This is a genomic window from Microbacterium sp. PAMC22086, assembly GCF_019443525.1.
Classification (GTDB): domain Bacteria; phylum Actinomycetota; class Actinomycetes; order Actinomycetales; family Microbacteriaceae; genus Microbacterium; species Microbacterium maritypicum.
The window spans coordinates 1,937,233-1,960,090 of the sequence record NZ_CP080380.1 but is presented as its reverse complement, the minus strand read 5'-3'; the positions used below and the strand labels follow the sequence as shown (position 1 = coordinate 1,960,090).

At 69.4% G+C, this 22,858-nt stretch carries 20 protein-coding genes; 6 read left to right on the top strand and 14 right to left on the bottom strand.

Features of this window, described 5'->3' with window-relative positions:
• Positions 1-4: 4 nt before the first annotated feature.
• The gene (locus KY497_RS09765) at positions 5-718 is read right to left on the bottom strand and encodes a uracil-DNA glycosylase (RefSeq protein ID WP_141386443.1); all 714 of its coding nucleotides are present in this window, start codon (positions 716-718) and stop codon (positions 5-7) included.
• Between the two features lie 2 nt (positions 719-720).
• The gene (locus KY497_RS09760) at positions 721-1,503 is read right to left on the bottom strand and encodes an SDR family oxidoreductase (RefSeq protein ID WP_017831067.1); all 783 of its coding nucleotides are present in this window, start codon (positions 1,501-1,503) and stop codon (positions 721-723) included.
• A 195-nt stretch (positions 1,504-1,698) separates the two neighbouring features.
• Here KY497_RS09760 and KY497_RS09755 point away from each other — a divergent pair, with 195 nt between their 5' ends.
• From KY497_RS09755 to KY497_RS09745, 3 genes are all read left to right on the top strand, one after another.
• Complete coding sequence (locus KY497_RS09755) at positions 1,699-3,021, top strand: bifunctional o-acetylhomoserine/o-acetylserine sulfhydrylase (RefSeq protein ID WP_017831068.1); 1,323 nt, start codon at positions 1,699-1,701, stop codon at positions 3,019-3,021.
• A gap of 127 nt (positions 3,022-3,148) precedes the next feature.
• A complete protein-coding gene (locus tag KY497_RS09750) occupies positions 3,149-4,093 on the top strand; it encodes an endonuclease/exonuclease/phosphatase family protein (protein WP_219868951.1) in 945 nt (314 codons plus the stop codon).
• Positions 4,094-4,217: 124 nt separating this feature from the next.
• Positions 4,218-5,423 (top strand): homoserine O-acetyltransferase, encoded by a 1,206-nt coding sequence (locus tag KY497_RS09745; protein ID WP_219868950.1) that lies wholly within the window; start codon positions 4,218-4,220, stop codon positions 5,421-5,423.
• A 10-nt stretch (positions 5,424-5,433) separates the two neighbouring features.
• Here KY497_RS09745 and KY497_RS09740 read toward each other — a convergent pair whose 3' ends face one another.
• The 6 genes from KY497_RS09740 to KY497_RS09715 are packed head-to-tail and all read right to left on the bottom strand — an operon-like array spanning position 5,434 to position 10,178.
• Positions 5,434-6,045, bottom strand: coding sequence for an NUDIX domain-containing protein (locus KY497_RS09740; protein WP_141386447.1), 612 nt, complete (start codon positions 6,043-6,045; stop codon positions 5,434-5,436).
• 9 nt (positions 6,046-6,054) lie between these two features.
• Complete coding sequence (locus KY497_RS09735) at positions 6,055-7,284, bottom strand: MFS transporter (RefSeq protein ID WP_219868949.1); 1,230 nt, start codon at positions 7,282-7,284, stop codon at positions 6,055-6,057.
• Between the two features lie 4 nt (positions 7,285-7,288).
• Entirely contained in the window at positions 7,289-7,771 is a 483-nt protein-coding gene (locus KY497_RS09730; protein ID WP_219868948.1) for a GNAT family N-acetyltransferase, read from the bottom strand.
• On the bottom strand, positions 7,764-8,108 hold the full coding sequence (locus KY497_RS09725; protein WP_219868947.1) for a thiamine-binding protein: 345 nt from the start codon (positions 8,106-8,108) through the stop codon (positions 7,764-7,766). The genes KY497_RS09730 and KY497_RS09725 overlap by 8 nt, the downstream gene beginning before the upstream one ends.
• A 4-nt stretch (positions 8,109-8,112) precedes the next feature.
• Positions 8,113-9,348 (bottom strand): hypothetical protein, encoded by a 1,236-nt coding sequence (locus KY497_RS09720; RefSeq protein WP_258185645.1) that lies wholly within the window; start codon positions 9,346-9,348, stop codon positions 8,113-8,115.
• A complete protein-coding gene (locus tag KY497_RS09715) occupies positions 9,345-10,178 on the bottom strand; it encodes an NAD(P)H-hydrate dehydratase (protein ID WP_219868946.1) in 834 nt (277 codons plus the stop codon). The genes KY497_RS09720 and KY497_RS09715 overlap by 4 nt, the downstream gene beginning before the upstream one ends.
• Before the next feature lie 56 nt (positions 10,179-10,234).
• Here KY497_RS09715 and KY497_RS09710 point away from each other — a divergent pair, with 56 nt between their 5' ends.
• Positions 10,235-11,302 carry an NADH:flavin oxidoreductase/NADH oxidase gene (locus KY497_RS09710; protein ID WP_141386452.1) on the top strand — a complete coding sequence of 356 codons (1,068 nt, stop codon included), beginning with the start codon at positions 10,235-10,237 and terminating at the stop codon, positions 11,300-11,302.
• 70 nt (positions 11,303-11,372) lie between these two features.
• Here KY497_RS09710 and KY497_RS09705 read toward each other — a convergent pair whose 3' ends face one another.
• The 3 genes from KY497_RS09705 to KY497_RS09695 all read right to left on the bottom strand — a co-directional run bounded on the left by KY497_RS09705 (position 11,373) and on the right by KY497_RS09695 (position 15,318).
• The gene (locus tag KY497_RS09705) at positions 11,373-12,434 is read right to left on the bottom strand and encodes a hemolysin family protein (protein ID WP_141386453.1); all 1,062 of its coding nucleotides are present in this window, start codon (positions 12,432-12,434) and stop codon (positions 11,373-11,375) included.
• Positions 12,431-13,750 carry a hemolysin family protein gene (locus KY497_RS09700; RefSeq protein ID WP_218682457.1) on the bottom strand — a complete coding sequence of 440 codons (1,320 nt, stop codon included), beginning with the start codon at positions 13,748-13,750 and terminating at the stop codon, positions 12,431-12,433. Before KY497_RS09700 ends, KY497_RS09705 begins: the two co-directional genes overlap by 4 nt.
• Before the next feature lie 113 nt (positions 13,751-13,863).
• On the bottom strand, positions 13,864-15,318 hold the full coding sequence (locus KY497_RS09695; RefSeq protein WP_219868945.1) for a GuaB1 family IMP dehydrogenase-related protein: 1,455 nt from the start codon (positions 15,316-15,318) through the stop codon (positions 13,864-13,866).
• Between the two features lie 160 nt (positions 15,319-15,478).
• Between KY497_RS09695 and KY497_RS09690 the strand changes: the two genes are divergently transcribed.
• Positions 15,479-19,165 carry a multifunctional oxoglutarate decarboxylase/oxoglutarate dehydrogenase thiamine pyrophosphate-binding subunit/dihydrolipoyllysine-residue succinyltransferase subunit gene (locus tag KY497_RS09690; RefSeq protein WP_219868944.1) on the top strand — a complete coding sequence of 1,229 codons (3,687 nt, stop codon included), beginning with the start codon at positions 15,479-15,481 and terminating at the stop codon, positions 19,163-19,165.
• 63 nt (positions 19,166-19,228) lie between these two features.
• Here the strand turns inward: KY497_RS09690 and KY497_RS09685 are convergent, their stop codons facing one another.
• The 3 genes from KY497_RS09685 to KY497_RS09675 are packed head-to-tail and all read right to left on the bottom strand — an operon-like array spanning position 19,229 to position 21,471.
• A complete protein-coding gene (locus KY497_RS09685; RefSeq protein WP_219868943.1) occupies positions 19,229-20,533 on the bottom strand; it encodes a GNAT family N-acetyltransferase in 1,305 nt (434 codons plus the stop codon).
• A 33-nt stretch (positions 20,534-20,566) separates the two neighbouring features.
• Positions 20,567-20,812, bottom strand: a complete 246-nt coding sequence (locus KY497_RS09680; RefSeq protein ID WP_218682443.1) for a zf-HC2 domain-containing protein — start codon at positions 20,810-20,812, stop codon at positions 20,567-20,569.
• Positions 20,809-21,471, bottom strand: a complete 663-nt coding sequence (locus tag KY497_RS09675) for a sigma-70 family RNA polymerase sigma factor (protein ID WP_141386459.1) — start codon at positions 21,469-21,471, stop codon at positions 20,809-20,811. Before KY497_RS09675 ends, KY497_RS09680 begins: the two co-directional genes overlap by 4 nt.
• Before the next feature lie 70 nt (positions 21,472-21,541).
• Between KY497_RS09675 and aroA the strand changes: the two genes are divergently transcribed.
• Positions 21,542-22,858, top strand: a complete 1,317-nt coding sequence (aroA, locus tag KY497_RS09670) for a 3-phosphoshikimate 1-carboxyvinyltransferase (protein WP_219868942.1) — start codon at positions 21,542-21,544, stop codon at positions 22,856-22,858.

Sequence of the window (22,858 nt, the reverse complement as noted above, 5' to 3'; positions counted from 1 at the left end):
GCGCTCAGCTTAGAGACGGACCGGCTTCGCCTTCCACTCTCCAGTCGACCGGATCGGCTCCCTGCTCCTCGAGCAGCGCGTTCGCGCGCGAGAACGGGCGGGAACCGAAGAAGCCGCGACGGGCCGAGAGCGGAGACGGATGCGCCGATACGATCACCGGCGTCTCGCCCAGGAGGGGCTGCAGGTTGGCCGCATCCTTGCCCCACAGGATCGCGACGAGGGGCTGATCACGGGCCACGAGCGCGCGGATCGCGAGCTCGGTGACCTTCTCCCACCCCCAGCCGCGGTGCGAGGCGGCGACGCCCGGGCGCACCGTGAGCACGCGGTTCAGCAGGAGGACGCCCTGTTCGCTCCAGGCGGTGAGGTCTCCGTGCGGTGCCGGCGGGATGCCCAGGTCGCTCTCGCGCTCCTTGTAGATGTTCGAGAGGCTGCGCGGAAGCGGACGCACGTCACGGTCGACGGCGAACGACAGCCCGATGGGATGCCCGGGAGTGGGATACGGATCCTGCCCGGTGATCAGCACGCGCACGTCCGAGAGAGGACGACGGAAGGCCCTGAGCACGTTCTCGCCGGAGGGCAGGTAGCCGTGGCCCGCCTCCTGCTCGGAGCGAAGGCGTTCCCCCAGAGAGGTGATCGTGTCCTGGACCGGGGCCAGTGCGTCCGCCCAGCCGGCGTCGATCCGACCGTCCGTGGCGAGCTCTGCCAGGGTCTGCGCCATCGTCAGTCGATGGACCGCACGCGCAGCGGACCCCGGGCGAGCAGATGCTGTGCCGACTGCGCGACCGGACGCATCGTGATCAGATCGAGGTTCACGTGGCCCGGAGACTCCAGCGCATAGGCGATCACATCGGCGACGTCGTCGGCCAGGAGCGGGGCATCCACGCCCGCGTACACGGCTTCGGCCGCGACGGAGTCGCCACCCAGTCGGTTGAGCGTGAACTCCTCGGTGTGCACCATTCCCGGCGCCACCTCGACCACACGGATCGGCTCGCCGTTGAGTTCCTGACGCAGGACCTTCACCAGCATCCCCTCGGCGGCCTTCGCGGCGTTGTAGCCCGCGCCCCCGGCATACGCGTTCTGCGCGGCAGTGGAGGTGACGAAGATCGTGTCGGCATGGCCGTCGGCGGCGGCCGCGCGGCGCAGCAGCGGAAGCAGACCGGCGACGAGGCGCTGACTGGCCAGGACGTTGGCGTCGAACATCCACTGCCAATCCTCGACCGAGGCGTCCTCGATGCGGTCGGTGCCGCGGGCGCCTCCGGCCACCTGCACCAGCGCGTGCACCGGACCGGACCTCTCGAGCTCGCCCACGAGTGCCTCGACGGCCGCGGCGTCCGTGAGGTCGCAGGCGATCGCCGAGGCTCCGGTCTCCGCGGCCAGCGCTGCGAGTCGATCCTCGCGCCGCGCGACGCCGACGACGTCCCATCCCCGGGCGCGCAGCGCACGCACCGTCGCTGCGCCGATGCCCGAACTCGCACCTGTCACCACTGCACGTCTGTTCACCATGCCTCCACCGTACGGCGTTATCCCCGGATCGCGGACTCCCCCACGGGGCTGTCGCGGATCCCTCAGCCCCGTGATTCCGGGCCTCCGCTCAGTTACGTCACATTTCCCGCCTGTTGTTGACACGCACCGATATTCCGTACTCTCGCAGCAACGGCATCCGCCACCCGACCTTCCGACCACTTCTGGGGGAACCACATGTCCGCACCCGAGTCCTGGCGTTTCGAGACCAAGCAGATCCACTCGGGCGCTGCCCCCGACCCGGTCACCAAGGCACGTGCCACGCCGATCTACCAGACCACCTCCTACGTGTTCGACAGCGCGGACCACGCCGCCAACCTGTTCGCCCTCGCGGAGTTCGGCAACATCTACACCCGCATCCAGAACCCGACGCAAGACGTGTTGGAGCAGCGTCTCGCCGCTCTCGAAGGCGGCACCGGAGCCCTCGTCCTCGCCAGCGGCCAGGCCGCATCGACCTTCGCGGTCCTGAACATCGCCGAGGCCGGCGACCACTTCGTCGCCTCCAGCTCGATCTACGGCGGCACGTACAACCTCTTCAAGTACACGCTCGCGAAGCTCGGCATCGAGGTGACGTTCGTCGAGAACCAGGACGACCCCGAGGAGTGGCGTCGCGCGGTCCGCCCGAACACGAAGCTGTTCTTCGCGGAGACGATCGGCAACCCGCAGATCAACATCCTCGACATCCGCACCGTCGCCGACGTCGCGCACGAGAGCGGCGTCCCGCTGATCGTCGACAACACGATCGCCACCCCGTACCTGATCCGTCCGTTCGAGTTCGGCGCCGACATCGTCGTGCACTCGGTGACGAAGTTCCTCGGCGGTCACGGCACGACCATCGGCGGCGTCATCATCGACGGCGGAAAGTTCGAGTGGTCGAAGAACGTCGACAAGTTCCCCGGCCTCACGGTGCCGGACCCCTCGTACCATGGCGCCAGCTACACGGCCGCGGTCGGCGACGCCCTCGCCTACATCATCAAGGCCCGCGTGCAGCTGCTCCGCGACCTCGGCTCGGCGATCGCCCCGCAGAGCGCCTGGAACCTCATCCAGGGAGTCGAGACCCTGTCGCTGCGCATCGAGCGTCACGTGCAGAACGCCCAGGAGATCGCCGAGTGGCTCGACAGCCGTGATGACGTCGCGACCGTCAACTACTCGGGCCTGCCCTCGTCGCCCTGGTACGCCAAGGCGAACGAGTACGCCCCCAAGGGCGTCGGCGCTGTGCTGTCGTTCGAACTCAAGGGCGGAGTCGAGGCGGGCCGCGAGTTCGTGAACAGCCTGTCCCTGTTCAGCCACCTCGCCAACATCGGCGACGTGCGCTCGCTCGTCATCCACCCCGCATCCACCACCCACGCGCAGCTGACGCCCGAGCAGCAGCTGACCGCCGGTGTGACGCCGGGCCTCGTCCGCCTCTCCGTCGGCATCGAGAACGTCGACGACCTCAAGGCCGACCTCGACCAGGCTCTCGCCGCGGCACGCCGCGTGTCGGAGGCTGCGCGCGCCTGACCCGCTCGCACTGCGAAGATGATGCCCCGGAGCTCACCGCTCCGGGGCATCTTGGCGTGCACGGCTCGCTCGTCCGGCTGACCCACAGGCGGTTCCGTCGAGAATGGGATACCGCCGTGAGGAGAGCATGATCGACGTCGAACACCGACCGCCGCGCATCCGGCGATCCGCCACCGCCGCCGCACGGTGGATCGCCGTCGCCAGCGCCGCGCTGCTGCTGATCGTGGCCTGCGGCTGGATCCCGGGTGTCGTCGGCACAGCGGTCGCGGCCGTGCTCCCCTGGCTCGGACTCGTGCTGCTCGCACTGGTGGTCGCTGCGCTTCTCCGCGCGCGCAGGGTGATCGTGCTCGTCTTGGTCCCTGCCCTGCTGTGGGTGCTCGCGACGGCACCGGCGTTTCCCGGGCTCCCCGGTCAGACGAGCGCGGAGTCGGCATCCGCATCCGCGTTGACGGTCGTGAGCCAGAACGTGCGCGCACGATCCGGTGGAGCCGCCGCGTCCGCGACCGAGCTCGCGCACAGCGGTGCCGACGTGATCGCCCTCGTCGAGCTCGACGGAGACAGCCTCTCGGCCGCTCAGAACGCCCTCGCCGCCGACTACCCGCACTCGTACACGGTCGGAACCGTCGGCGTCTGGAGTCGCTATCCGCTCGCGAACGCCGAGCCGCTCACGCTGGGGCTCAGCTGGAAGCGGGCGCTCCGCGTCGAGGTGCAGGCCCCGTCGGCTCCGGTCGCCGTGTATGTGCTGCACGCCGCATCGGTGCGGCCGGGACACCAGCAGGACCGCGACACGATGCTGAGCGGAATCGCGGAACAGGTCGCCGTCGATCCTGCAGAATCGCTCCTCGTCGTCGGCGACTTCAATGCGCCGTCGACGGATCCGAGCCTGTCCGCTCTGCGCGCGGAGGCCGACGGGGTGCGTCCGACCGACGGGACGCTCGGGTTCACGTGGCCCGTCGCCTTCCCCCTCGTGCGCATCGATCAGGTGTTCGTGCGCGGTCTCGACGTCGTCACCTCGACCACGATGCGGGCGGGGAACAGCGATCATCTCGCCACCCTGACCCGAGTGCGCTGACCCCGAGTGCGCTGACGCCGAGTGTGCTGGGCCCGACGTTTCGATCGGCAGTCTCAGTGGCGCCGCACGCAGGTCGGATCGTAACCTGCCACCGACAGGCTCCGCACCAGGCGAGAATGGGGACATGGACTGGCAGACGACCTCCGAGGACACGGTGCCTTCGGCACCCGTGACGGAGGCCGACGTCCGGCTGCTCCGTGCCCGCCCGCCGGTGACCGGCGCATGGCGAGACGGAGACCCTGTGGGAGGGCGACGCTTCGCCGCCTCCGGTCCCTTCCCCACCGAGAGCGGTGCGCAGCTGCCCGCCATCCGTGTCGCCTACGAGTCCTGGGGCGAGTTGAACAGCGCCCGTGACAACGCCGTCCTGGTGCTGCATGCGCTCACCGGAGACAGCCATGTGCGCGGCCCCGCGGGCGCCGGTCACCCCACCGGCGGCTGGTGGGAGGACATCACCGGTCCCGGTGCTCCGCTCGACACCGACCGCTGGTGCGTGATCGCCCCGAACATGCTGGGAGGCTGCCAGGGTTCGACGGGGCCGGCAAGCGTCGCTCCCGACGGCTACGAGTGGGCGTCACGATTCCCGTACCTGACCATCCGCGACCAGGTCGCCGCTCAGGTGCGCCTCGCCGACGCTCTGGGCATCGAGAGCTGGGCAGCCGTGATCGGCGGCTCCATGGGAGGCATGCACGCGCTGGAATGGGCGGCCACGCATCCCGAGCGCGTGCGGCGACTCGCTGTGCTCTCGTCGCCACCGGTGACGACCGCCGACCAGATCGCGCTCAACACGGTGCAGCTGGAGACCATCCGGATGGATCCGCGATTCCAGGGCGGTGAATACTACGATCTCGGTGACGGCGACGGTCCACACCGCGGCCTCGCCTTGGCACGGCGCATGGCCCTGCTGAACTACCGCAGCCCGATCGAGCTCAACCAGCGCTTCCAGCGATCCTGGCAATCGGATGTCTCGCCCCTCGGCCACGGCGGTCGCTTCGCGGTGGAGTCGTACCTCGACTTCCACGGCAACAAGTTCACCCGCCGTTTCGACGCGAACAGCTACATCACGCTCGTCGAGGCCATGAACTCGCACGATGTCGGCCGCGGGCGCGGTGGCGTCGAGGAGGCGCTGCGTGCCGTCACCGCGACCACGCTGGTGCTCGGCATCGACAGCGACCGCCTCTTCCCCGTCGACGGGCAGCAGCGCATCGCGCGCAGCATCCCGAACGTCATCGACGATGAGGCGGTGGTCATCACCAGCGACTTCGGGCACGACGGGTTCCTCATCGAGACCGAGGCCGTCGGCACGAACCTGCGCCGTCTGCTGGACAGCTGATCCCGCCCGCTCAGGTCTCGATGAACCGCCACGGCAGGGCACCGGCTTCCAGGCGTCCCTGATCCCAGGTGAAGGCGCGGCCGGCGTCGGAATCGAGCACCCTGGTCCGGAACAGCTGCACGATGCCACTCGCCGCCACGGCAGCGGCGACATCGCCGAACACCGAGAGCTGGTGGAGGGTGATCCACGTCGGGGGATACAGCGTCCACTCCCCTGCTGCGTGTCTGGCGAGCGCCTCCGCCGGCCGCACCCAGGCGATCTCCGCGACCTCCTCCGCAGAGGGCGAGGGCTCCTCACCCGGCGCCTCCGCCAGGAAGAACCACGTCCGGATGCGGGTGGGGGCCTCGAGCGGCGGCTGCCACTGCGACAGCGGCACGAGATCATCCACCGCGAGCCCCACCTCCTCGCGGGTCTCCCTGATCGCGGCGCGGCGGGCGTCTTCGGCCTCGTCGTCGCCCTCGCGCACGTCGCCGGGCTCGACCTTGCCCCCGGGGAAGACCCAGGCTCCCGCGAAGGATCCGCGATCGGGGCGCCGCATCAGCAGCAGTTCGAACCCCGGGTCCGCTGCGCGCAGCACCACGACGGTGCCGGCGACGGGCAGGGACGACTCAGGGGCGCTCACCCCGTCACTCTACGACGCGACCAGCTCCGTCGCCGCAGCGCGACGCTCTTCGACGCGATACGACAGCAGCGCGATCAGCAGGCCGGCCCCGGCGAGCGCCGCCCCCGTCCACGCCGGTGCGGTGAAGCCCCAGCCCGCGGCGATCACGACGCCGCCGAGGAACGCGCCCAGGCTGTTGCCGATGTTGAGCGCCGAGTGGTTCATGGCCGCCGCGATCGACTGGTTGTCGCCCGCCACGTCCATGAGCCGCGTCTGGATCGTCGGGCTCAGCACCGACGACACGAAACCGACCACGAGCACCACCGCGGCCAGGCTGACGATCCAGAACGAGAGGAAAGCCAGCAGCGCGAAGACGACGGCCATCGCGGCGAGGCCGAACAGCAGCGTGCGGCGCAGGTCGATGTCGGCGAGGTGACCGCCGACCAGGTTCCCCGCCGTCATCCCGAGTCCCATCAACACGAGGACGATCGGCACCACCCATTCCGGTGAACCGGAGACCTCCGTCACCAGCGGGGCGATGTAGCTGTAGACGGCGAAGAATCCGCCGAAGCCGATGGCTCCGACACCGAGCGTGAACCACACCTGCGGGATGCGGAACACCCGCAGCTCCTGGCGCATCGTGCGGCCGGGGTCTCCGGGATGCTCCGGGACGAAGACGGCTATGCACAGCGTCGCGAGAGCGAACACGAGCGCCACGACCGCGAAGGCGGAGCGCCAGCCCCACTGCTGTCCGAGGAACGTCCCCAACGGCACGCCGATGACGTTGGCGACCGTGAGCCCGGTGAGGATGAAGGCCACGCCCTTGGCACGGTTGCCCGGTCCCATCACGTCGGCGGCGACGAGCGCTCCGATGCCGAAGTAGGCGCCGTGCGGAAGCCCCGCGAGGAAGCGGGACGCGGCGACGAGCTCGAACGTGGGCAGCACCCCCGTGAGCGCGTTGAACACCGTCAGGGCGAGGGCCAGCACGATCATCACACGATGCCGCGGATAGCGGGCGACGAAGCCGGCGATGGTCGGCGCACCGACCACCACGCCGAGCGCGTACAGCGAGATCAGCCAGCCGGCCTGGCTCAGGGCGTCTTCCCGACTGGTCGCCCAGAGCGAAGGCAGCAGGTCGGCGGCGATGTTGGGCAGCAGACCCATGACCACGAATTCGGTCATGCCGATGCCGAAGCTGCCGATGGCGAGAGAGAGGAGCGCCCACTTCGCCGCACCCCTCGATTGCGTCGAGGGATTCACCGGATCAGCTTAGCGGCCGTCGCGGGTGCGCGACCGCCCGGCCCGTCCGCTCTCGCGTCATGAACACGTCCACGTCGTCCTGCGAGTCGACGACGAACCCGTGACGCTCGTAGAGGCTGCGCGCCGGACTGCCCTGGAGCACGTTGAGCCGGTACAGCCCGTCGTCATCGAGGATCATCGCCAGGACCCGGCTGCCGACGCCCCTCCCCTGGTGCGAGGCGCCGATGTAGAGGTGCTCCAGCCAGAAGGCGTCTCCGTCGGGGCGGAGGGCGACAGAACCGACGTCCGCGGCGTCCACGACGATGATCCGCGTGTACGTCGGCTCGAACGCGTCGCGGAACCGCTGCCGGACGCGCGTCTGGTCGTAGCGCCCCAGCCGCTCCAGGTCGGCGCGGAGCACATCGGCCCGCAGCTCGGCGATCCACTCCGCATCCTCGGCGAGCGCCGGTCGGAGAACGACCGACGAGAGCGAAACGGGATCAGTCACCGGACTCCTCGACGGCTGCCTCCTCGATCGCGCTCTCCAGACGTTCGATCTTCGCGTCGAGCTCTCCGGAGTACCCCGGGCAGATGTCGGCCTTGAGCACGAGCGAGACCCGCGACCCGAACGGCATGACCGCTTCGGTCGCGCGCTTCACGACGTCCATGACCGTGTCCCAATCCGGGCCCTCGATCTCGGTGAACATGCTCGTGGTGCGGTGCGGCAGCCCCGATTCGCGCACGACGCGCACGGCAGCGGCCACCGCGTCGTGCACGGAGGCGTCGGTGCGCTCTGCACCATCGGCGGGGGTGCCGCTGGGGGCGACGGAGAAGGCGATCAGCATGGGTTCACTCCTGGGTGCGGGGATGACGGACGGGCACCCGCACGAGAGCGCGGATGCCCAGGACGAGCAGGACGACGAGAAGCACGTTGCGCACGGTGAGCACGGCGACGGAGAGGGCATCCGCCCGCAGCAGCGCGTCGTAGCCGAGCGGATAGACGAGGCAGGTGAGCAGACAGAGGGCGAGGACGACGACGGCCGGTGTGCGTGCCCTCACCCGATCGAGCACGAGCCACAGGATGACCGGGGCGATCAGCCAGGTCTGGAACTGCGGTGAGCCGACCTTGTTGGTGACGATCAGCAGCGTCACCAGCGTGAGAGCGAGCGGAGGGAACAGCCGCGGGAACGTCGCTCCGCGCACCGCCTTGAGCGCGCCCACCGCGGTGACCGCCAGCACGGAGACAGCCATGAGCGGTGTGAGCGCGGCGGCGACGGCATCGACACCGGGCGCGGTGATCTGGAAGGTCAGGATCTCGAAGCTGTACTCGATACGGGCGGCCCCGGCGACCGCGAGCCACAGGAAGGGCGTGGCGGCCACGGCTTCGATCTGCAGCCCTCGTCCGGTCTGCTCCGTCAGGAACCCGAGGATCTCGGTGTCCGCTCCGAGCAGCAGCAGCGTCGCGACGACGCCGGCGGTGACCACCGCTGCGGCGAACAGCACCCGCATCCGTGCCCGGAGCGCGACGACGGCGGCGAGGACGAGCGCACCGGGCCAGATCTTGATCCAGGCGCCGACCGTGAGAAGCGCGGCGCCGACCGCCGGCCGCGACACCAACCAGAGTCCACCGATCACGGCGATCGGAACGGTGATCGCATCGATCCGATAGAGCGCGATCGGCCCGAGCAGAAGCACGGCCGCACACCAGAACCAGGCGGCGATGCGTCGAGCGCGCGCGGGAGAGCGCCCGATGAGCACACCGAAGGCGATCGCGTCGAGGATGACGACCAGGGCCGCCCACCCCACCAGGTACGCGCTGGACACGCCGAGCAGAGGCACGAGCGGCGCGGAGAGAGCGGCGGCGATGAGCATCGGCACGAGGGCGAGCTGGGGGTAGACCCAGGTCTCGTCGATGCCGACGATTCCTCCTCCGCTGAGCGCCGAGGTCGCCCAGGGCTCGTACACGAGCACGACATCGCCCATCGGCTGGCTGGGATACACCCAGCCGAGCCAGGCCGTGAGCAGGTGCACGAGGAGGAAGACGCACCACAGCGCGACCACTCTGCTCGTCGACGTGCGATTCACGCGAGGACGTCCGCGATCGCGTGCGGCAGTGCTGCCGCGACATCCATCGCGACGATCGGATGCCCCGCCGCACCGGCGCGCGTCTCGGCCGCGATCCGCCCGGCATGACCGTGCACCCACGCTCCCGCAGCGGCGACTTCGGCGATCGGTCGTCCGGGGTTCGCCGCGAGCACCGCACCCAACACCCCGGCGAGCACGTCGCCCGTCCCCGCGGTCGCCAGCCATCCGGTCCCCGCATCCACGGCGATGACGTCTCCGTGGGGCGACGCGATCAGCGTGCGGGATCCTTTGAGCAGCACGGTGCCCCCGAGCCTGTCCGCCATGTGCTGCGCGGCCTGCGCACGATCCTCCTCGGCCGAGGAGACGCCGAGGCCCTCCTGCAGCCGTGCGAACTCGCGCGCGTGAGGCGTCACGAGGAACGGTGCGGTCGTCCCCTCGGCGAGATCGAGCGCTCCGGCGTCGATGACGACGGCCGCGGGGCCGGTGAGGATGTCGCGCAGCGCGGTGGTCTCCGCGTCGCTGCGGTGCGTCGGGTCGGTCCCCGAGCCGATCACCCAGGCGTCGACCCGAGCGCGACCCGTATCCGCGCCGGTGACGGTCTCCGGACGCCGGGCGAGCACGGCATCGGCAACCCGCTCCGCCCCGATGTAGCGGACGAAACCGGCCCCTGCGCGCCATGCGGCCTCGACGCCGAGGACCGCAGCTCCGGGATAGGCGGGCGATCCGGTGCGAAGAGCCACCACACCGCGGGCGTACTTGTCGTCGTCCGCGGTGGGCACACGGAACAACCGCGCCGTGTCGCCGCGTGTCCACTCGCGCACTTCGACCATGACTCCACGTTAGTGCGACGGCCCGTCCTGCACCCGCCGAGCGGTAGCGTCGAAGCGTGAGTGTTCTCTTCTCCCCGCTGCGCATCCGTTCCGTCACCTTCCGCAACCGTCTCTGGGTATCGCCGATGTGCATGTACAGCGCTGAGGACGGCGTGGCGCAGGAGTGGCATCACACCCACCTCGCCCAGTTCGCATCCGGTGGTGCCGGACTCATCGTCGCCGAGGCGACGGCCGTCGTTCCCGAAGGCCGGATCTCGCCGCGTGATGTGGGCCTGTGGAACGACGCGCAGCGCGACGCCCTGGCCCCGATCGTCCGGGCGATCCACGATCGCGGAGCGCGTGCGGGGATCCAGCTCGCCCACGCCGGCCGCAAGGCGTCGACGTGGTGGCCCTGGGCTCCCGAGCGCGGGTCGGTGCCGGCGGCTGAGGGAGGGTGGACGACAGCCGCGCCGTCGGCCGTCGCCTTCGACGGCTTCGATGCGCCGGTCGCCCTCGACCTCGCAGGCATCGACCGCGTGGTCGAGGCGTTCGCCGTCGCAGCGCGGCGTGCGGTCGATGCCGGGTTCGACGTGCTGGAGATCCATGGCGCGCACGGCTACCTCCTGCACCAGTTCCTGTCCCCGCTGTCGAATCTGCGCGACGACGAGTACGGCGGATCGCTCGAGAACCGCGCCCGGCTGCTGCTGCGCGTGATCGACGCCGTCCGTGAGGCTGCGGGTGACGACCTCCCGCTGTTCGTCCGCATCTCCGCCACGGACCACGCCGATGGAGGCTTCACGCCCGAGGAGGCGGCGATCGTCGGCGACTGGGCGGTGCAGCACAGCGCCGACCTCATCGACGTCTCCAGCGGCGGCCTCGTCGCGCACCAGCGGATCAGCGTCTTCCCCGGGTACCAGGTGCCTCTCGCCGAGACCGTGCGTCAAGGCGGTCGGATCCCCGTGTCGGCCGTCGGTCTCATCACAGCGGCCGCCCAGGCCGAGCGGGTGCTCGCCGATGGCGCGGCCGATGCGATCTTCGCCGGCCGGGAGTGGCTGCGCGACCCGCACTTCGCTCTTCGCGCCGCCCATGAGCTCGACGCCGACATCGCCTGGCCGCCGCAGTACGAACGCGCGCGCCTGCGCTGAGTCTCCTCGGCACGATGAAGGCCGCCGGTCCCCTGAGGGGTCCGGCGGCCTTCATCGTCGCGATCGACGATCAGCGTCCGCGGAAGCGACGGGTCGCGTCCTGCACCTCTCCGATCAGTTCCTCCAGGATGTCCTCCAGGAACAGCACAGCGGTGGTGTTCCCCTGTCCGTCGCGCACCTTCGCCAGGTGCCGACCCGCACGACGCATGACCGCGAGAGCGTCTTCCAGATCCGTGTCCTCCTGCACCGGCACCATGTGGTGGATGCGCTTGGCCGGAACGGGCTCGATCATCTTGGCCTCCGCGTCCGGGCCCTCGGATGCCCGAAGGATGTCCTTCAGGTGCACGTAGCCGATCGGCACGGACTCGTCGTCGACGATCACATAGCGCGAGAAGCCGTAGCGGGCGACCGCCTTCTCGATGTCCTCGGGCGTGGTCGACTGCGGCAGCGTCACCAGATCGCTCAGGGGAACGGCGACGTCGCGTGCCTTCTTGTCGGTGAACTCCACCGCAGCGGCGACGGTTCCCGCCGTGTCCATGAGCACCCCCTCGCGACGCGACTGGCTGACGATGGTCGCCACCTCGTCGAGCGTGAACGTGGATGCCGCTTCGTTCTTCGGCTCGACGCGGAACAGGCGCAGGACGCCGTTCGCGGCCGCGTTGAGCACCCAGATCACCGGCATGAACACCTTCGACACCCACACCAGCGGCGGGGCCAGGAACAGCACGGCCCGATCCGGCACCGAGAACGCCAGGTTCTTCGGCACCATCTCGCCGAACACCACGTGCAGGAACGACACGATCAGCAGCGCGATCGTGAACGAGACCGCGTCGACCGCGCCATCGGGCCAGCCGAGCGCGTGCAGCGGCACGGAGAGCAGGTGGTGGATCGCCGGCTCCGAGACGTTCAGGATGAGCAGCGAACAGATCGTGATGCCCAGCTGCGACGTGGCGAGCATCAGCGTCGCGTGCTCCATCGCGTACAGGGCCGTCTTGGCCGCGCGCGAGCCCTGATCGGCGAGAGGCTCGATCTGCGACCGCCTGGCCGAGATCACCGCGAACTCTCCGCCGACGAAGAAGGCGTTCGCGACAAGGAGCACGACGAGCCAGGCGAGCCCTCCCCAATCGCTCATCGGGCCACCTCCTCGTTGACGTCGTCGAGCGGTCTCGGAACGTAGCGCACCCGATCCACCCGTCGCCCGTCCATGCGCACCACCTGCAGCACACCGCTGTCGAGCGGCACCTCGTCGCCGACCGAAGGGACGCGCTCGAGCACGCTCATGACATAACCGCCCACCGTGTCGTACACGTCGCCCTCCGGCACTTCCACACCGGCACGACGACGCAGCTCATCGGGTCGCAGCTCACCGGGGAACGTGATGCCCTCCCGGTTGCGGATGACTCCGGCCCTGGTGCGATCGTGCTCGTCGGCGACCTCACCGACAAGTTCCTCGACGAGGTCTTCCAGGGTCACGAGACCCGCTGTGCCGCCGTACTCGTCCACGACGATCGCCAGCTGGTAGCCGCGGGCGCGCAGCTCCGCGATCAGGGCGTCGACGTGTACCGTCTCCGGCACGCGGAGCGGTTCCGTCGCGAGAGCGCCGACGGGGACTTCGGTACGACGATCGCGCGGCACGGAGATCGCCGCCTTGAGGTGCACGACGCCCATGATGTCGTCGAGGTCGTCGCCGTAGACCGGGAAGCGGCTGTGGCCCGTGCGTCGCGCGAGTTGGATGACGTCATCCACGGAATCGCCCGCGGCGATCGCGTGCATGCTCGGCCGAGCGGTCATCACGTCGGCGGCCGTCAGCCGCGAGAACATGAGGGTGCGATCGAGCAACGACGCGGTGTCGGCCTCCAGCAGGCCCGCGTTGGCGGACCGTCGCACGAGCGAGGACAGCTCCTCCGCGCTGCGGGCGCCGGAGAGCTCTTCCTTCGGTTCAATGCCCATCCCGCGCAGCACGCCGTTCGCACTGCCGTTGAGCACCACCACGGCGGGCTTGAACACCGTCGTGAACGCGATCTGGAACGGGATCACGAGCTTCGCAGTGGCCAGAGGCAGGGCGAGGGCGAAGTTCTTGGGGACGAGCTCACCGAGGATCATCGAGAGCACCGTCGCCACCAGCATGGCCACGACGGTCGCGATCGGCGCGACGGCGGCCTCAGGGATGCTCCAGGCGATGAAGGTCGGACGCAGGAGGTTCGACAGCGCCGGCTCCATCGTGTAACCGGTGAGCAGCGTCGTCAGCGTGATGCCGAGCTGCGCGGCCGAGAGATGCGTCGACGTGTGCTTGAGAGCGCTGATCGTGAGCGAGAGCCGGGACTCACCGCGCGCCTGCCTGGCCTCGAGCTCGGCGCGGTCGAGGTTCACCAGTGCGAACTCGCTCGCGACGAAGAGGCCTGTGCCGACCGTGAGCAGGAGCCCCACGCCCAACATGACGTAGTCCATCAGAGGTTCCTCTCCGGTGAGAGAGGCAGACAGTGGGGCGATGTTCTACAACTGGGAGGGTCGTCCATTATGCCGACGATTGTACCGAAGACAGCGGGGTGTGCGCTCGACGATCACCAGCTGACCGGCAGCGCCTTGCCCTCCTCGTAGCCGGCCGCCGACTGCAGCCCCACCACGGCGCGGTCGTGGAACTCGGGCACGGTCGCCGCCCCCGCGTAGGTGAAGGATGAGCGCACGCCGGAGGTGATCATGTCCAGAAGGTCCTCGATGCCCGGACGCAGCGGGTCGAGGTAGATCTTCGACGAGGAGATGCCCTCGGCGAAGAGCTCCTTGCGGGCACGCTCGTAGGCGTCGAGCCGACCGAAGCGCGCCTGGACCGCCTTGGTCGACGCCATGCCCCAGGCTTCCTTGAACAGGCGCCCATCGGCATCGCGCTGCAGCTCCCCCGGCGCCTCGATCGTGCCGGCGAACCACGATCCGACCATGACGGACGCCGCACCGGCGGCGAGGGCGAGCGCCACATCACGCGGATAGCGCACCCCGCCGTCCGCCCAGACATGCGCGCCGAGCTCACGTGCCGCCTGGGCGGTCTCGAGCACGGCGGAGAACTGCGGGCGTCCGACCGCCGTCATCATGCGGGTGGTGCACATCGCGCCAGGACCGACGCCGACCTTGAGGATCGACGCTCCGGCATCCACCAGGTCGGCCACGCCGTCGGCTGTGACGACGTTGCCCGCCACGACGGGCAGGCCGAGATCGAGTTCGGCGACGGCGCGCAGAGCCCGCAGCATACCCTCCTGGTGGCCGTGAGCGGTGTCGACCACCAGCACGTCGACACCGGCGGCGGCGAGTGCCTTGGCCTTGGCGGCGACATCGCCGTTGATGCCGACGGCGGCAGCGACCGCGAGACGTCCGTCGGCATCGACCGCCGGACGGTAGAGCGTCGAGCGCAGCGCGCTGCGGGCACTCAGCGTGCCGACGAGATGGCCGTGGTGCACGACCGTCACCAGCTCGACGCCCGCGTCGGTGATCACATCGAACGCGTGCCGCTCCGAACCGATGTCGTCCGCGTCGATCGACGGCGTGCCGTGGTGCACCAGGTCGCCGAGCTGCGCATCGGGAAGCGCCGTGGCCAGTCTGGTCGCGGGGAGGATGCCGAGGATGTGCTCGACGCCGATCGGCGCCGCGCCACGGGCGACCACGATCCCGTGGCCGCTGGCCGCCGGGAGCAGACGAAGCGCGTCGGCGGCCGATGCCTCCGGCGGCAGCACGAGAGGCGTGTCCCAGAGCACCGGCTGCGACTTGACCTCGCGGATCGCGGCGTCCAGATCCTGCAACGGCATGTCCTGCGGCAGGACGCCGAGGCCGCCACGCCGCGCGAGCACGGCAGCGATGCGGGGGCCGGTCACGGAGTTCATGTTCGCGGCGACGAGCGGCAACGTCGCCGGTGTGCCGTCCTGCGGGGCGAGATCGACCTGCAGACGGCTGGTGACAGCGGATCTGCGCGGCACCAGGAAGACGTCGGAGTAGGTCAGATCGACGGTCGGCTGCTCTCCAGAGAACTTCATGCCTCCACGGTACTCAGATCGCGACGCGGTGGGCGCACGGCTTCGACGATTCCCCGAGCGAAACACGTTAGGCTTGTTGGTCGAGAGTGTGCGGGCCCGAACGCATCCTGCGTCGACGTCCGCACCAGAGAGCTTCAGCGATGAAAGAGGGCGATCGAGCGTGTCGAACCAGGTGACCGGCGTCAACGGCGACGGGGGGTTCGGAGCCAATTCCTGGCTCGTTGAAGAGCTCTACGAGCAGTTCAAGGTGAACCGCGACTCCGTCGACAAGGAGTGGTGGCCCATCCTGGAGAAATACCACTCCGAGACGGCGACCGCGGCTCCCGCAGCAGCGTCCGACGCACCGGCCCCGACGGCTCATCCCGTCACGGCGCCGATCCCCGTGATCGGCTCGCAGCCCGTCGCCCGCACGACGGCCAAGCCCGCCGCCGCAGCACCGATCCCGGCGCAGGCTCCGAAGCCCGCAGCGAAGTCCGAGTCGGCGGAGGCTCCGGCTCCCGTCGAAGAAGACAAGGTCACGCCCCTTCGCGGTCTGCCCAAGACACTCGCGGCGAACATGGACGAGTCGCTCACCGTCCCGACCGCCACCAGTGTGCGCACGGTGCCGGCGAAGCTGATGATCGACAACCGCATCGTCATCAACAACCACATGGCGCGCACCCGCGGCGGCAAGATCAGCTTCACCCACCTCATCGGCTGGGCGCTCATCCGCACGCTGGACGAGTTCCGCAGCCAGAACGTGTTCTACGCAGAGGTCGACGGCAAGCCCTCCGTGGTGGCGCCGGCGCATGTCAACCTCGGCATCGCGATCGACCTGCCCAAGCCCGACGGCACGCGCGCCCTCATGGTGCCCAGCATCAAGCGCGCCGACACGTTGACGTTCACCGAGTACCTCTCCGCTTACGAGGATCTGGTCACGCGCGCACGCGGCAACAAGCTGACCGCGGGCGACTTCCAGGGCACCACGGTGTCGCTCACCAACCCGGGCGGCATCGGCACCGTGCATTCGGTGCCGCGTCTGATGAAGGGCCAGGGCTGCATCATCGGCGCCGGCGCCCTCGAGTACCCGGCCGAGTTCCAGGGTGCGAGCGAGAAGACGCTCAACGAGCTGGCGATCGGCAAGACCATCACGCTCACCAGCACCTACGACCACCGCGTCATCCAGGGAGCGGGCTCCGGCGAGTTCCTCAAGAAGGTGCACGAGCTGCTCATCGGTCAGCGCGGCTTCTACGACGACATCTTCGCCGCTCTGCGCATCCCGTACGCCCCCATCCGCTGGAACCCCGACATCGCCGTCGACCTCGCCGAGCGCGTCGACAAGCAGTCGCGGGTGCAGGAGCTGATCAACTCCTTCCGCGTGCGTGGTCATCTGATGGCCGACATCGACCCGCTCGAGTACGTGCAGCGCTCGCACCCCGACCTCGAGATCGAGAGCCACGGTCTGACCTTCTGGGACCTCGACCGCGAATTCGTCACGGGCGGCTTCGGAGGACGACGCATCGCGAAGCTCCGCGACATCCTCGGCGTGCTCCGCGACTCCTACTGCCGCACGCTCGGCATCGAGTACATGCACATCCAGGACCCGGAGCAGCGCCGCTGGTTCCAGGAGAAGGTCGAGGTCAAGTACCAGAAGCCCGGCCACGACGAGCAGCTGCGGGTCCTCCGCAAGCTCAACGAGGCCGAGGCCTTCGAGACCTTCCTGCAGACCAAGTTCGTCGGCCAGAAGCGCTTCTCGCTCGAGGGCGGCGAGTCGCTGATCCCGCTGCTCGACGAGATCCTGCAGGGCGCGGCCACCGCCGGGCTCGAGGGCGCCGCGATCGGCATGGCCCACCGCGGCCGCCTGAACGTACTCACCAACATCGCAGGCAAGACGTACGGCCAGGTGTTCCGCGAGTTCGAGGGCACGCAGACGCCGGGCAACCAGCGCGGCTCCGGAGACGTGAAGTACCACCTCGGCACCGAGGGCACCTTCGTCGCCGACGACCAGTCTGAGCTTCCCGTCTACCTCGCCGCCAACCCCTCGCACCTCGAGACGGTCGACGGCGTGCTGGAGGGTATCGTCCGCGCCAAGCAGGACCGCAAGCCGATCGGCACGTTCGCCTGGCTGCCGATCCTCGTGCACGGCGACGCGGCCTTCGCAGGCCAGGGCGTCGTGGTCGAGACGCTGCAGATGTCGCAGCTGCGCGGCTACCGCACCGGCGGCACGATCCACGTGGTCGTGAACAACCAGGTCGGTTTCACCACGACGCCGAACGACGGTCGCACCTCGATCTACTCGACCGACGTCGCCAAGACGATCGAGGCGCCGGTGTTCCACGTGAACGGCGACGACCCCGAAGCGGTCATCCACGTCGCTCAGCTCGCTTTCGAGTACCGCGAGCGCTTCCACCGCGATGTCGTGATCGACCTGGTCTGCTACCGCCGACGCGGCCACAACGAGGGAGACGACCCCTCGATGACGCAGCCGCTGATGACCGATCTCATCCAGGCGAAGCGGTCCGTCCGCCGCCTGTACACCGAGTCGCTCGTCGGTCGTGGTGACATCACCGAGCAGGAGTACGACGAGGCCAAGGCCGACTTCCAGAACCGCCTGGAGATCGCCTTCGCTGAGACGCACGCCGCCGAGACCGGCGCTCTGCCGATCTCCCCGGAGCTGCCGCCTGCCGACGACCAGGTCGGCGCTCCGGAGATCACCGGTGTGCCGAACGAGGTCATCCAGATGATCGGCGACGCCTTCGTGAACAAGCCCGAGGGCTTCACGGTGCACCCCAAGATCCAGCAGCTGCTGGAGAAGCGCCTCGACATGAGCCGCAACGGCGTCATCGACTGGGGCTTCGGCGAGCTGCTCGCATTCGGCTCTCTCCTCGTGGAAGGCACCTCGGTGCGTCTCGCCGGTCAGGATGCTCGTCGCGGGACGTTCGTGCAGCGCCATGCGACTCTGCACGACCGCGCGAACGGCCAGGAGTGGCTCCCGCTGTCGAACCTGTCCGACGCACAGGGCCGCTTCTTCGTCTACGACTCGCTGCTCAGCGAATACGCCGCTCTCGGCTTCGAGTACGGCTACTCGGTCGAGGCTCCTGAGGCCCTCGTGCTCTGGGAAGCGCAGTTCGGCGACTTCGTCAACGGCGCCCAGTCGATCATCGACGAGTACATCTCCGCGGCCGAGCAGAAGTGGGGACAGCAGTCCAGCGTCACCCTGCTCCTCCCCCACGGCTACGAGGGCCAGGGACCGGACCACTCGTCGGCACGCATCGAGCGCTTCCTGCAGCTGTGCGCGCAGGACAACATGATCGTGTCGCGCCCGTCGACGCCCGCGTCGTACTTCCACCTGCTGCGCCGCCAGGCGTACGCCCGTCCGCGCAAACCGCTGATCGTCTTCACCCCGAAGGCGATGCTGCGTCTGCGCGGCGCGACGAGCCCGGTCGAAGCGTTCACCCAGGGTCGGTTCGAGCCGGTCATCGACGACGACCGCGGTCTCGACCGCACGGCCGTCAAGCGCGTGCTCGTGCACTCGGGCAAGGTGCACTGGGATCTGCGGGCCGAGCTCGAGAAGAACCCGAATCCCGAGGTCGCCCTCGTCCGGCTCGAGCAGCTGTACCCGACGCCGATCGATGAGCTCAAGGCGATCACCGACTCCTACCCGAACGCCGAGCTGGTCTGGGTGCAGGAAGAGCCGGAGAACCAGGGCGCCTGGCCGTTCCTCGCGCTCGCCTTCGCCGACGTTCCCGGCGACCGATCGTTCCGCCCGGTCTCGCGCACGGCTTCGGCATCGCCGGCGACGGGATCCTCGAAGGTCCACGCCGCCGAGCAGGCAGCACTGATCCGCGCGGCCGTCACCCTCGGCTGATCGTCAGACGAGAGGGCGCTGCGACTCCGGTCGCAGCGCCCTCTCTCGTCTGTGCGGTGCGGATCAGTACCAGATGTCGAGAGACGGAGCGGGGAAAGAGATGAGCGCCCGGTCGAACGCCTCGACGGCCGCAGGGCTGGCCGTGACGCGTCCGGCACCGTGCAGTGTCGTGGCGCGGACTCCACCGGCATAGAGCGCCGAGAGCATCGAGACGTCGAGCGTGATGTCGGCCTCGGCGCCCTCGTCTGCGGCGTCGACTGTCGCGATGCCGTCGTCGTCCACGCGCAGGCGCCAGTCGCCGTTCGTGAAGCCCAGCGAGTCCTCGACCCGGAGGACCGTGTCGATCGGGGCCGAGTACTGACGTGCCGTCAGCGCCGTCGGGAGGTCGAGGATGCGCAGCCACCCGTGGTCGTGCACCTCCTGCTTCACCCCGCGGGTGTCGTGCACCAACCACGGCAGGGGGTCATCGATCGGGCGGAGGTCGGCGACCACCTCATCGACGAGGTCGTGCTGCAGGGCGAAGCGCCAGAGCGCGGCGCGCGCGTCAGCCGTCTCCGCGACGAGCAGACGCACGTCCATCCGGAAGCGGAAGGTGCCGGTCGCCTCACCCACGGTGTAGGCCATCACCCCGCGCAGCGCACCGTCCTCGTCGCGGTAGCGCACACCGCGGGCCTGGTCGCGATCCGGGGTGGGCGCGACTCCTGCGTAACCCTCCCATCGGCCTTCCCAGCCGGGGATCTGTCCCGATGCTCTGCCTCGGGCGCGCTCGTGCACCGCACCGAGGTCGGCGGCGAGCGTCTCGCGATCGATGTACTCGAGAGTGCCGGTCGGAGTCGGTCCGCTCCAGCCCGCACGTCGTGTCTCGACCGTGTGGCGCGCGACCGGAATCGCTGCACCGAAGCCGTAGCGGCCGTAGATCGTCGCCTCGGACACCGTGAGCCCGGCGATGGCCACTCCGGCGGATGCCGCAGCCCGCAGCTCCCCTTCGAGAAGCGCCCTGGCGATCCCACGGCGGCGGTGGGTCGCCGCGACCGTGACCACGCTGATCGCCCACATCCCGATCTCGGCGCCGCCGGGGACGGTGAGGGGTGTGATCCAGCCGTCTATGGTCGCCACGGGCAGCGCAGCGGCCGGGGCGTTCTTCTCGTACACCCCGACGTTCCGCCGCTCCGCGAAGGTCTTTCGCACCTGGGCGAGCATGTCGCTCGTCGGCTCGGGGCCGAGGAATCCGCGGTCGACGGCACGCTCGAAACCCGAGGCGCTCGCGTCATCGCTCAGATCGACGACGCGGTAGTCGAGGCCGGCTCCGGCCAGTCTTTCCGTCGAGGTGGTGTCAGCGGGTACGTCGCGCGCATCGATGGAGGTCATCCGTCCACACTACCGACGGCCTCCGGCGTGCGGTCAGTGCTGCGAGGCCTGAACGGCGCGCAGACGCTCGAAGACCTGGTCGCGAAGCTGCTCGGGAGCGGTCTCCTTGCAGGCGCGGGCGATCACCTCGGTGAGGGTCGTGGCGACGAGAGCCTCATCCCGACATGACGGGCAGTTGTCGAGGTGCTCGCGGATCTCGGTGTGCTCGGTCTTGCACACCTCGTTGCGGAGGTACTCCTCCAGATCCTGACGGGCTTTGTCGCAGCCGCAGTCGCTCATTTCTTGCTCCTCGTCTCAGCCGCGGCGATGCCCCGCTCAGCGGCGTAATCTGCCAACAGCTCCCGCAGCATCCGCCTGCCACGGTGCAGGCGGCTCATCACGGTGCCGATGGGGGTCTTCATGATGTCGGCGATCTCCTGATACGCGAAACCTTCGACATCTGCGAGATAGACCGCGAGGCGGAAGTCCTCCGGCACGGCCTGCAGCGCATCCTTGACCACCGAGGCCGGCATCCGGTCGATGGCCTCCGCCTCGGCCGAACGACTGTGCGACGCCGTGGTGGACTCGGCTCCGCCCAACTGCCAGTCCTCGAGCTCGTCGATCGTGCCCTGGAAAGGCTCGCGCTGGCGCTTGCGGTAGATGTTGATGTACGTGTTGGTGAGGATCCGATAGAGCCACGCCTTGAGGTTCGTGCCCTGCGAGAACTTCGCCCAGGACCCGTAGGCCTTCACGAAGGTCTCCTGCACGAGATCGGCGGCATCCGCCGGGTTGCGCGTCATGCGCATCGCGGCGGCGTAGAGCTGATCCATGAAGGGGATCGCCTGCTCCTCGAACTCGCGCCGAGGGTCGCCGACGGTGTCTGCGGTTACGGTGTCATCCATCACCGGCCAGTCTAGGCCGCTGAGGTCGATCACCTCGCGCTCCAACGTCGCCGGCATACTCTCTCCTTCGGGTCGGGAGGCCTGTCTTTCGCGACGAAGCTCCCTGCGTTTACTAAAGTGAGAACCGATGAGCGCCAACAGGTATTCCCCCTCCCGTGTGCAGGGCGCCTATCCCGCGCCCACGGCCGACGTGCCCGTGCACGCCGAACTCACGATCCCCGGTTCCAAATCGCTGACCAATCGCGAGCTGATGATCGCCGCGATCGCCGATGGGCCGGGCCGGTTGATCGCCCCCTTGCACTCCGACGACTCCGCACGCATGGTCGATGCGCTGCGCGCCCTCGGCGTCGGCATCGAAGAGGTCGACGCCGGGAACGACTTCGGGCCCGACCTCGTCGTCACCCCCGCGAAGCTCAGCGGCGGCACCACGATCGACTGCGGTCAGGCCGGCACCGTCATGCGCTTCATCGCCCCGCTGGCGGGCCTCGCGGCGCACGACGTGCACCTCACGGCGCACGAGACGGCGCTGCATCGTCCGATGGGCGCGCTGATCAGCGCGCTGCGCGACCTCGGCGTCGACATCGACGACGAAGGCACGTGGGCTCTCCCCTTCACGATCCGCGGCCACGGGCGAATCCGCGGCGGACGCGTCGAGATCGACGCCTCCGCGTCGAGCCAGTTCGTCTCCGGTCTCCTGCTCGCCGCCCCCCGCTTCGACGTCGGCCTGCACCTCGTCCACACCGGCGAGCACCTGCCGAGCCTTCCGCACATCGACATGACGATCGAGGCTCTGAGCCGCCGCGGCATCCGCATCGAACGTCCCGCCGTCGGCGAATGGCTGGTCGAGGCGGGCGTTCCGCGGGCCAAGGAGATCGCGATCGAACCCGATCTCTCCAACGCCGCGCCGTTCCTCGCCGCCGCGCTGGTCACCGGCGGATCGGTGTCGATCACCGGCTGGCCCGCACATTCCACTCAGCCCGGCGCCCTGCTGCCCGAGATCCTGCAGGCCACGGGGGCGCACGTCGGCCGTCACGGCGGCACGCTCACCGTGCGCGCCGGTTCCGGCATCCGGGGCCTCGACCTCGACCTGTCCGCGGCGAGCGAGCTCACCCCGACGCTGGTCGGCCTCGCCGCCTTCGCGGAGTCTCCGACCACGATCCGCGGCATCGGACACATCCGCATGCATGAGACCGACCGGATCGCGGCGCTGATCGGCAACCTCCGCGCGCTCGGCGGCGAGGCCGAGGAGCTCTCCGACGGACTGCGCATCATCCCCCGGCCTCTGCACGGCGGAAGCTGGGCCGCACACCACGATCACCGGATGGCCACCACCGGAGCGCTCATCGGCCTGCGCGTCCCCGGCGTCGAGATCGACGACATCGGCACCACCGCGAAGACCCTCCCGGAGTTCACGATGCTCTGGGAGAGGATGCTGCGGGGCTGA